The following is a 10,512-nucleotide window of genomic DNA, read 5'->3' on the forward strand; positions in this document are numbered from 1 at the left end:
AGGAAACAAGAGATGATATAATGGTCTCCACGCATATGCGTGGGGCTGTTATTCCCACATCTGTTTCCAAAGGTTTTCTCAGGGCCTGTACATAAAGAAGTGTGGCATACAGTTCCACGCTTCGTGGTTTAATAAAGGAGATTATATATGGCTGAAAATTTTGTGAAACAAATTGATGGGAGTTATGATGCTGAAGCAAATGTGTATAATAGCATATTTGAACAGTATGAGCGTGTTGTTATACAAAGTCTTATTACATCATTTGGACTTGACTTCTTAGTGAGTGACCAGCATGGAGGTGATGTTGATACAATTCATAACGTGCGGCAGATTGGTAAGGACGAACAAATGCACTATAAAAACAAGAAGAATGAAGAAACTTATAACAATAAGGGTAATTATGATGGTGTAGCCTATCATAAAGGGGGTAATTTTCAGCAAAAGAAACACGAGGCAAGAGAACAGTGGCAAGCTACAGGAAAAAATATAAAAGATGAATATACCAATGAAGATATAGGTTTTTATGGGCATACAAAATCTATACCACCAAATAAAAAAGCAGAATTAGACCATATAATTGCAGCAAAAGAAATACATGAAGATAGAGGGCGTCTTTTATCAGGACTGAATGGAAAAGAACTTGCTGATTCTGAAGATAATTTTGCTTGGACAAATAAGAGCTTAAACGCTTCTATGCAAGACAAGAGCATTCAAGAATATATTGAATCCCATCCCGAACTTGACGAGGAAACAAAAAAAAGAATGCTTGAAAAAGACAAACAGGCAAGAAAAGCCTATAATGAAAAAATCAACCGAGTTTACTATACAAGTTCAGCCTTTTTCAAGGACACAGCTAAAGCTGCTGGTAAGGTTGGCGTGGCTATGGGATTACGTCAAGCGCTCGGCTTGGTCTTTAGTGAAATTTGGTTTGCTGTTCGTGATGAAATAAAACAAGGGAAAGAAGATGGTAAAGCCTTGTTTAACAGCATAGCTTTGGGAGTTAAAAGAGGTTTGGAAAATGCCAAGCTCAAATATAAAGAACTATGGCATAAATTCATAGAAGGCGCAGTTGGAGGAGTCTTGGCTTCTTTGACCACAACGCTTTGTAATATATTCTTTACTACGGCTAAGAATGTGGTGAGGATTATCCGGCAATCGTGGGCTTCGTTGGTTGAAGCGACAAAAATTCTATTGTTTAATCCCGACTTTCTTCCTTTCGGAGAGAGGTTTAGGGCGGCTGCAAAAATTATAGCAACAGGATCCAGCGTTGTTGCAGGTACAATGGTTGGCGATTTGATTGCTAAAACAGGTGTTGCGGCAATTCCTGTTGTTGGAGATATTGTACAAACATTCTGCGGCACACTTGTTACAGGCATATTGAGTTGTTCGTTGTTATATCTTTTGGACAGAAATTCCGCCGTCAATAAAATTGTGCAAGTGCTTAATTCAATTCCGACTGTTGATGATATTGTAGTATATTATCGAACACAAGCACGGCTGTTAGAAGAATATTGCGCCAAACTGATGAATATAGATTTGGCTGCATTCCAAAAGGAAGCCCAGTCTTATAGTGAGGCTGTATCTATTTTAGAGGATGCGGCCAATGAGCAAGAACTGAATTTTGCCTTGCGAACTGTATGTAAACGATTAGAGATTAATTCACCGATTGGAAACCATAAAGACATGGATTCTTTTATGGCAGATCCTAACAGCAAATTAAAATTCTGCTGATGTTTGAATGTGATAAGTGCGGAGAATGTTGCAGACATCTCAAAGGTATATCAATTTATGCTGAGTTAGATAGAGGCGATGGTATTTGCAAATACCTAAAAGGAAATCTGTGCAGTATTTATGAAGATAGGCCTTTGTTTTGTCGGATAGACAATTGCTACGAACAATTTTTCAAAGAGAAATACACTCGTGATGAGTTTTACAAACTCAACTATGAAATATGTAACAAACTAAAAAATAAAGAGCTATGTTTTTAAATTCACTGAATCCTACAGAAAAGGATAATTTCATGAAACTTGCCGTTGCGGTAATAAAGGCTGATGGCGTTGTTGAAGAATCTGAAAAGCAGATTTTGTCTGCTTATGCTAATGAAATGCTAATTCCTATTTGCAACTTAGATGAACAATGTGATGTTGATAGTATCATTAAGGAATTTGCTATGACTTCGACACCTCAAACAAAACGAATTATCTTTTTAGAGTTACTGGCATTGGCGTTTGCTGATGGAAATTATGCCACTGAAGAAAAGGCATTAGTACAACAGCTGGCAGATGCTTTTGAATTTGATAAAGCTTTTATAGAGCAAGCTATCAATTTGGAAGATGCTTATGTAGCTGCTTATATGTCATTAGTCAATTTAGTAGAGAAAGGAGAATAACTATGCCATTACCATTGATTTTAGGAATAGCTGCCGCTGTTGCAGGAACAACAGGTGTCGGCTTAGGAATTCATGGCGGTGTCAAGATGAAACAAGCCAATGATAAGTTAAAAGAGGCTCAAAAACGGAATAATTCAAACAATGCTCGTCTTGAAAGGATGAATCAAAGTGCTTGCAGGACTATGGACGTTTTGGGGGAGAATGAAATGAAGGTCCTTTCCGAATTTCAACAATTCTCCGATTTGTTTGAGCGGATTAAGAATCGTCCTGAGTTTGCAGACGTAAAAATTGGAAATGTATCAATACCAAAATTTGAAGGTGAAGAAATCAAGAAAGCATCTGTCGGAGCAAGTGTTCTTGTTGGAGGTTTAAGTGGAGCTGCTTTAGGTACAGCTGGAGGATTTGCTGCATCAGGTGCAACAACGGCTGCTGTCATGGCTCTTTGTACGGCTTCAACAGGAACTGCAATTTCTGCTTTAAGTGGAGCTGCTGCAACTAATGCAATTCTTGCTGCTCTTGGTGGCGGTTCACTTGCTGCAGGAGGTGGTGGGATAGCTTTAGGTACTACGATTTTAGGTGCTGCAACATTAGGTGTAGGTTTATTAGTTGGAGGTGTCATATTTAGCTGTACAGGTTCTAAACTTTCAAGTAAAGCGGATGAAGCATGGGAACAAATGATTTCTAATGAACGAAAAATCAATGACATATGCAACTATCTTTATGATTTGCAAAGAACTGCTGAAAGATACAATGCTACATTATTGCGTATGCGCTCATTGTATTTGAAACAACTTACTAAAATGCGGAATATTATTGAGTCGTATAGTGAAAAACGTATAAATTGGCATAATCTATCAATGGAAGAACAGCTTATTATAGAGAATATGGTTCTGATTGTAGGGGTGTTGTACAATATGTGTAAAGTGAAATTAGTACGAAAATCCAACAGTTCAGACCAAAATATCATCAATAAAACAGAAATAAGCAAAGCTGAAAAAGACGCAAATGATGTAATGGAACAAATGAGTGCAGCTTGATTAAATAGCAAAAGAGAACCATAAAGAAAAATAGGTATGGTTCTCTTTTGCAAAAAGGGTATTAGCTTTTTCTTATTTTGTGTTATAGCTTCTAATATTTTTTCTATATTTGTACCCAAACGAGTTACTTGAATAGCAAATCAAGGCAGAACGCAGTATATGGCACAGTTGCCAAGTCATTACCTCAAAATCGGGTAATTCTCCCAAAGTCCTTTGTATAAGTCACTAACGAAAGTTTTCCAGAATTATATAAAATCTTTGATCTCTCTTTCTGTTGAAAGAAAAAACCCAGGGCTACCGTATCAAAATTACGGTAACTATGCCCGTTCCCAAAGGCAATGAACGTAATCCTCATATCCCCTCGAATTGAAAAAATTAGTTTCAGGAATTATCACTACGCCATAAATCTTTTGGGAAAGAGACCTTTAAATACCTGGTTTTAGTGTCAAATTGTCTATTTTTTACTGCTATTTTGATGCGGTTGCCCTGAAATTCATAACTGGAGCTTGATTATGAACCAATTTGTGCTTATTTTTGAAAACAGAATACAGATATAAGAGGAAACTTACAACTGAATCCTGTTTCCATTTATACAAAATTGTGGACAGCCCCTAATTTAGTGAGTTCCAGCCTTGCGCCTTAAGTTCGACTTCACCTCCTTCACGGCCGACTAGGTAATTACCTAATTCCAATTTTGTTATATGACCAATCACCTTGATACCTTTTATTTCCGATACCTTATCATGATCTGCTAGAGGAACAGTGAATAAGAGTTCATAATCCTCACCTCCATTCAATGCCGCTGTTATCAGATTCATGTTAAACTGCTCTGCCATGGCTGCGGTTTGATAATCGATAGGAATACGGTCTTCGTAAACTCGACAACCTACATTGCTTTCTTTAGATATATGAAGCAACTCTGAAGAGAGGCCGTCGGAGATATCCATCATGGAGGTCGGAACGATTCCAGCTTGGTCAAGAACCTCGACAATGTCTTTGCGGGCTTCCGGTTTTAATTGGCGTTCCAACAAATATTCTTTACCTGAGAAATCGGGCGTGAAATCTTTCTCCCCATTAAATATGCTTTTCTCCCGTTCCAGTAATTGGAGGCCCATGTAGGCGGCTCCTAAATCACCAGACACGCAAATAAGATCGGTTTCTTTGGCTCCGTTTCGATAGACAACTTTACTTTTTTCTCCCTCGCCTATACAAGTGATACTGATCGCTAACCCTGTGCGTGATGCGGAAGTATCGCCACCAACGAGATCTACGTCATAGATATCACAAGCGAGTTTAATGCCCTCGTAGAATTCTTCGAGATCTTCTACACAGAAACGTTTGGAAATACCCAATGATACCGTAATCTGTTTCGGGCGTCCGTTCATGGCGTAAATATCGGAGAAGTTTACGACTGCGGATTTATAGCCGAGATGTTTCAGCGGTACATACATCAAATCGAAATGAATGCCTTCCAGCAAAAGGTCTGTCGTAACCAATACTTGCTTGTCCGTGTAATCCAGTACGGCTGCGTCGTCACCCACGCCTTTTAAGGTACTTGGGTTTTTTAGCTTTATTTTATTGGTGAGATGACGGATTAAACCGAACTCTCCCAAAGTCGATATTTCTGTTCTATTGCTCATAAGATTGTTAACGTAATATAGGATGATTCTTTATTCTTGTATTAATATGTTTAACGATTAATTCTTGAAATTGTTTTTCCCGATCCATACAGAAACCCACTGTAATGGGTAAGTAATATAAATGAGAAAGCCATTCCATGGGAAGCGAAGGAAGATCCCGAAGTCGGGCGGCATCTTTCTCCGTGGTGATTATCAATTTACTTGTAGAAGTCAACCGCTTGAAGGCCATTTGTATTTTTTTAATGTCATGCCGATCGAAGGCGTGATGATCCGGAAAGACCAGCGAGGTGACATGCTCCGTATATTTATGGATCTCTTTTTCGAGAGGTGCTGGGGATGCGATACCGGATACCAATAAAACCTCTGTAGTAGAGGCCAGTCCTTTTAATGTGCGTCTGGGAGCTTTACCGGAAAAGACGGGTTCCAGCTCTCCATAAAGAATTTGACTGAAATAGAGTTCTTGATAAGCAGATAGATGCATATCCTCTTCTATGATCCGGAAGTCTATAAGCTGTATACATGACTCACATTTCGTGACAATAATTACGTTCGCACGCCGAGCACCATCCACGGGCTCCCTTAAACGTCCTGTGGGCAAGAGTTTATCTTGCGTATAAAGACGGTGGGAATCGGTTAAAAGAATGTTCAGTGTGGGGGTGACATATCGATGTTGAAAGGCATCGTCTAGTACGATCACTTCTGGGCGCTCATTTTCCGGCAAGGCCAATAGGTTACGGATACCCCTGCGGCGATTGGCGTCTACGGCAACGAGAATATCCGGAAACTTGCGTTTTATTTGGTACGGCTCGTCACCGATATCCTTGCTGGTGCTTCGCTGATCGGCCAACAAGAAACCGGAGGTTTTCCGTTTGTAGCCACGGCTGAGTACAGCTACTCGATATTGGTCTTTTATCAAACGGATGATGTATTCTGTATGAGGGGTTTTCCCGGTTCCCCCGACAGTAAGGTTCCCCACACAAATAATAGGCAGATCATACTGCTCTGTCCGAAAGACTTTCCAATCGAACAGCTGATTCCTGAATCTCACCCCGATCCCGTAAAGGAAAGAGAATGGGGTGAGGAGTTTATTGAACTTAATTGTATGATCTGTCGGCATAGGCTCAGTTTTTATAGCGGTTTTATATCGTAAGGCATACGAGCTTGGATTCCGCAATTTGTCTTGATGTTATCCAATGTCTTAAAGTATTCGAACTCATTGCCCAATACACTTTTGACAATAGAGAGTTTCACCTCTCCGAGCTGGCTTTCCAAGAACTCGTCCAGGAAATTCTTGGAACTGCTGACGGTAGTCACGCTATACTGATCTAGACCGGCCAACCCTGCCGCTGTGCTTATGGCTAATTCGATACCGCCCAGCTCATCGACCAAACCTCTTTCTTTCGCTTGCTCACCCGTCCAGACCCGTCCTTGTCCGATAGCGTTGACCGCTTCGATAGTCATACCTCTACCTTCGGCGCAGCGGGAAAGGAAGGTTTGGTAGCCTCTTTCCACGTATCCCTGTATCAGTGCCTTCTCGCTCTCGGTCATGGGGCGGGAGAGGTCTCCGAGGTCCGAGAACGTATTTGTCTTTACGATATCTGCGGTCAACGCTAGTTTCCCGAATAACCCGGAGGCGTTCGGGAACATACCGAAGATACCGATGGAGCCGGTCAACGTATTCGGCTCGGCGATGATCTTATTAGCGGCGCATGAGATATAGTAACCTCCCGAGGCGGCTACGTTGCCCATGGAAACGACCACGGGTTTCACCTTCTTCAACTCGACGACTTGACGCCATATCTGCTCGGATATATAAGCGCTACCTCCCGGGGAATTCACGCGGAATACCACGGCTTTCACGTCATCGTTGTTTTTTAGCTTGATAAGCTCATCGGCCATTTTCTCCGTGATGCTTTGCTCAATATCGTATAGGCTGCCGGATGTTTGCGCCTTAATCTCGCCTTCGGCGTAAAGTACGGCTATCTCCGGAGCGTTTTTGCTGGGGGAGGCCTTGAGGGTTTTCATTTGGGCTACGCTGGCCGATCTCAGTTTCTCTCCGCTTTGTCCGGCTAGTTCTCTGACATATGCTTCTACCTCCGGCTTATACTTCAATTCGTCTATAAAGCCACATTCCACCGTTTTCTCCGGGTCTGCGAAGAAAAGCCCCTCGTTGGCGTAGCGGTTGATATCGTTCACGCTGATGCCACGTGATTCGGCGATGCTTTCGGTTATATTATTCCAGATGGTAGAGATATACGATTGGATTTGCTCCCGGTTCGCCTCGCTCAGTTTATCCAGCATAAAAGGCTCCACGGCACCTTTGTAGGTACCTACCTTGAAGATTTGCATCTCGATACCTGCCTTATCCATCAGCCCTTTGTAGAATAGGGTTTGCGAGGCGAGTCCCGTCAACTCAAGGATGCCTTGCGGATTCAAAAATACCTTGTCGGCTACGGAGCAGAGGAAGTAATTCCCTTGCGTGAAATTATCGGCGTAAGCTACCACGAACTTGCCGCTTTCCTTGAAGTCTGTCAGCGATCGGCGGATCGCCTCCAAGCTGGCGCTACCCGAGGAGAGAAGCCCCGATTCGATATAAATCCCTGCGATCTTATCGTTCTGTTTCGCTATCCGGATCGTCTCGAGCAAGTCTTTGAGTGACAGTGTGTTTTCCTTGTCGCCCATCAAGGCAGAGAAGGGATTCTCCGCCGGGTTATCCGCCAGCGTCCCGTCTAGCTTGATCTTGAATACCGTATTGCTTTTGGGGGTATAATCAGGTGTGCTACCTACGGTGGCGATATATCCTATAGTCATGGATATCAAGACCGTTATGATTATTCCCATTGCCAACATAACGCCTAGCGTTGAGGCAAACATCATTTTAAAGAATTGTTTCATATCTATTGAAAACTAATTAGATGACAAATGTACGAAAATTTCCTCTACGTCCCGGTCGCTGAGGCATACTTGTTGGTAAACATCTCGCAGAAGCTCCGGGTTGATCTTCTTGAAATCTTTTTCTAAAGGGGTGATGAAAAGACCTCCGATATCGGCAGCTCCCGGGCTGGACAGGAGATGGTCGTTGCCCTCGGCCTCGTATTGCCACGGGCGGTGGCGCTTGCGGGGGATCATGGTGATTACCCACTGATTGCCGTAATAGGAGCCGAAGAGATTCATCATCGGCTCAGGCTCGCCGGGGGGAAGCGGCAGGGCGGCGTAGATCTCCTTGAAGAGCCGGGTGGCGGCCTCGGCGGTGGCGGCTTGGATGACGAGGCCGGGGCGGAGGTTTCCGGTGAGCGGGAATATACGGGCGCCGGAAACGCTCGCTTCCGGATGTCGGAAACGCTCGCTTCCGGGTGTCGGAAACGCTCGCTTCCGGGTGTCGGAAATGCTCGCTTCCGGGTGTCGGATAAATTCGGTCACCTCCTCGTCCAGTGGCATGATGCCTCGTGTCACCGCTTGGAAGTGGGCATGATCCGGTGCCGAGGCTCCGCTACGGGGTCCATTGTAGAAGACGGTGAAGGGAGCGAGTCTCCTTGTCAGTTCCAAGAAGTCATTCCATTGCGGCAATATCAGTTGCGGAGTATGTTTCCGGGTAGGGATCGTGAAATGCTGGGGAAAGATCGGGTAGGGGTTGCACAATACCAGATGGCGAAAGCCGAAAGGCAGTCGCTCCTGTTCCACCGGCAGGTTCTCGGGACATAGGAAGCACTTGCGTTCTTTTAGGGATCGGGCATCTACCTTGGCCCCGGTGGAAACAATACGGGCGGGATTGAATTGCGCACGTATCGAGAACCCTCCCATATCGAAGGATTTTACTTGCACGGCCTCCAGCGCCTTATAGTTCTTCTCGGCCAATGGCCATGTCACGAGTTGCTTGGCTAATAATTCGGTCGCTTGCGATGAGCTGACCCAGTTGTTTGGTTTCATTGTCTTTCCATGTTTAAGCGGGCCTCGAGTTCCCAAGTCCTGATTTTATCCTTATATATATTATGGTTGTTCATTTTTACGACATCCAATGAGGCGTCGGAGTTATCTTCCCAACGGCGGCAAAGGTACAGCACGTCGTAGATCCGCCCGATCGGGTATTCACGGCTGATGCGCAAGCCGAGGGCGTAATCTTCTCCGTAACTGGTGTTCGGGAGGTTCAGTTTCCGCAGCAGGGGCGTGTAAAAGGCCCGGGGCGCACCGAGCCCGTTGATGCGGAGGGCGTTATTGCGGCCGTTCTCTGGGGTCCATTCCTTATGGTCGATGATTCCGGGCGGGATGGTTCGCATATCGAAATCGGTCATTCGGTAGGTTCCGACTACCATGGCGCATCGCTGCTCGTAGAATGCTTCCACGATCTTACGCAGGGTATGCTCGTCGCTGTATACGTCATCACTGTCCAATTGGATGGCGAACTTGCCGCAAGCCGAATGGTGTATTCCTATATTCCAGCAACCCCCGATGCCGAGGTCGTCACGCTCCGGCTGGATATGGATAATACGAGGGTCTGTGGCGGCAATCGTTTGGATTCGCTCGGAGGTGCCGTCCGTGGAATGATTGTCGATAATGATCAGGTTAAAGGGGAAGGATGTCTCTTGCCGCAGTACGGAGCGGATAGCGTCTTCGATCGTCCGTACACGGTTACGTACCGGGATGATAACGGAGGCTTCCGTCTGAAATGCCTGCTCATCAAAACGGACTGGCTTGAAATGAGGGGGCAAGTAACCGCCTATCATCTTTAGGTGGTCTGTACAGGCGGCTTCCATCTCGATTTGTACGGAGCGGTTCTTGGGATCTACGTAGTCGAACATCTTCTCTCCGGATTTCCTTAGATCATTCTCTATCTCTGTATATAGATATTCGTTGATGTGCGTCAGTGGGGCGTTCTGGGAGACTTTCAGGCGCAAGTCGTAGAGCCCGGCGAACGTATATTCCGTGTTCATGGAGGCTATGGCGTTTTGTAGCGTGGAAGAACGATAGAGCAGGAGGGAGCCGAAATTGAAATCATCCCTAAGACTTCCTTTCTGGTAATCGATCACCGGATGGAGGTTGAGTTTACCCTCCTTCTTCTCGTAATAATCGGAGTAAACCATGCCGGATCTCGTATCGTCGGCGATAGCGGCAAAACGCTCTAGGGCATACATGCCTAATTGAAGCTTATCGGTCTTCGTATAAATCAATGTATAATCGGTACTGGCATAGCTGGCTATTTTCTGGAGGGCTTTCGTACTCTGGATATTCTCCGTGTAGATTAAGTAGCAGGGATAGATAGCCTTGGCGTGAGGATTGTCCGTGATTAGATAGATCTGATCCACTAAGGATGACTCGGCTAATTGCGCTACTGTTTGTTGTGTCGCCTCTATTTCCCCATAGGGGATAAAGCAATTGATTCGTTTCATTGTATATTATTGCTGTCCGATAAACCTTTTTATTGCAAGATAAAATTAGGGTCGATTCCATT

General features: G+C 44.4%; 8 protein-coding genes. 3 read left to right on the forward strand and 5 right to left on the reverse strand.

Annotated elements, in window-relative coordinates; translation table 11 throughout:
* The first annotated feature begins 147 nt into the window (after positions 1-147).
* From E5342_RS05920 to E5342_RS05935, 3 genes are all read left to right on the forward strand, one after another.
* Complete coding sequence (locus tag E5342_RS05920; RefSeq protein ID WP_135959026.1) at positions 148-1,731, forward strand: hypothetical protein; 1,584 nt, start codon at positions 148-150, stop codon at positions 1,729-1,731.
* A gap of 247 nt (positions 1,732-1,978) precedes the next feature.
* Positions 1,979-2,389, forward strand: coding sequence for a TerB family tellurite resistance protein (locus E5342_RS05930; protein ID WP_135959028.1), 411 nt, complete (start codon positions 1,979-1,981; stop codon positions 2,387-2,389).
* A 2-nt stretch (positions 2,390-2,391) separates the two neighbouring features.
* Complete coding sequence (locus E5342_RS05935) at positions 2,392-3,426, forward strand: hypothetical protein (protein ID WP_135959029.1); 1,035 nt, start codon at positions 2,392-2,394, stop codon at positions 3,424-3,426.
* Positions 3,427-4,037: 611 nt separating this feature from the next.
* Here the strand turns inward: E5342_RS05935 and thiL are convergent.
* From thiL to E5342_RS05960, 5 genes are read right to left on the reverse strand one after another with little or no spacing between them, the layout of a single operon-like run.
* Positions 4,038-5,066, reverse strand: coding sequence for a thiamine-phosphate kinase (thiL, locus tag E5342_RS05940; RefSeq protein WP_121736703.1), 1,029 nt, complete (start codon positions 5,064-5,066; stop codon positions 4,038-4,040).
* A gap of 7 nt (positions 5,067-5,073) precedes the next feature.
* On the reverse strand, positions 5,074-6,183 hold the full coding sequence (gene lpxK / locus E5342_RS05945; RefSeq protein ID WP_135959030.1) for a tetraacyldisaccharide 4'-kinase: 1,110 nt from the start codon (positions 6,181-6,183) through the stop codon (positions 5,074-5,076).
* A gap of 11 nt (positions 6,184-6,194) precedes the next feature.
* Complete coding sequence (sppA, locus tag E5342_RS05950) at positions 6,195-7,943, reverse strand: signal peptide peptidase SppA (protein WP_135959033.1); 1,749 nt, start codon at positions 7,941-7,943, stop codon at positions 6,195-6,197.
* Positions 7,944-7,973: 30 nt separating this feature from the next.
* Entirely contained in the window at positions 7,974-8,993 is a 1,020-nt protein-coding gene (locus E5342_RS05955) for a DUF4922 domain-containing protein (RefSeq protein WP_135959031.1), read from the reverse strand.
* Positions 8,990-10,450: a glycosyltransferase family 2 protein gene (locus E5342_RS05960; RefSeq protein ID WP_121736707.1), complete on the reverse strand. Its 1,461-nt coding sequence runs from the start codon at positions 10,448-10,450 to the stop codon at positions 8,990-8,992. The genes E5342_RS05955 and E5342_RS05960 overlap by 4 nt, the downstream gene beginning before the upstream one ends.
* Positions 10,451-10,512 lie beyond the last annotated feature (62 nt).

The sequence above is a fragment of the Parabacteroides distasonis genome, assembly GCF_004793765.1.
Classification (GTDB): domain Bacteria; phylum Bacteroidota; class Bacteroidia; order Bacteroidales; family Tannerellaceae; genus Parabacteroides; species Parabacteroides distasonis_A.

Excerpts from the sequence above, each read along its gene's own strand:
- E5342_RS05935 (WP_135959029.1), top strand. The coding sequence starts at position 2,392 with ATGCCATTACCATTGATTTTAGGAATAGCTGCCGCTGTTGCAGGAACA.
- E5342_RS05955 (WP_135959031.1), bottom strand. The coding sequence starts at position 8,993 with ATGAAACCAAACAACTGGGTCAGCTCATCGCAAGCGACCGAATTATTA.
- thiL (WP_121736703.1), bottom strand. The coding sequence starts at position 5,066 with ATGAGCAATAGAACAGAAATATCGACTTTGGGAGAGTTCGGTTTAATC.
- lpxK (WP_135959030.1), bottom strand. The coding sequence starts at position 6,183 with ATGCCGACAGATCATACAATTAAGTTCAATAAACTCCTCACCCCATTC.
- E5342_RS05960 (WP_121736707.1), bottom strand. The coding sequence starts at position 10,450 with ATGAAACGAATCAATTGCTTTATCCCCTATGGGGAAATAGAGGCGACA.
- E5342_RS05930 (WP_135959028.1), top strand. The coding sequence starts at position 1,979 with ATGTTTTTAAATTCACTGAATCCTACAGAAAAGGATAATTTCATGAAA.
- E5342_RS05920 (WP_135959026.1), top strand. The coding sequence starts at position 148 with ATGGCTGAAAATTTTGTGAAACAAATTGATGGGAGTTATGATGCTGAA.
- sppA (WP_135959033.1), bottom strand. The coding sequence starts at position 7,943 with ATGATGTTTGCCTCAACGCTAGGCGTTATGTTGGCAATGGGAATAATC.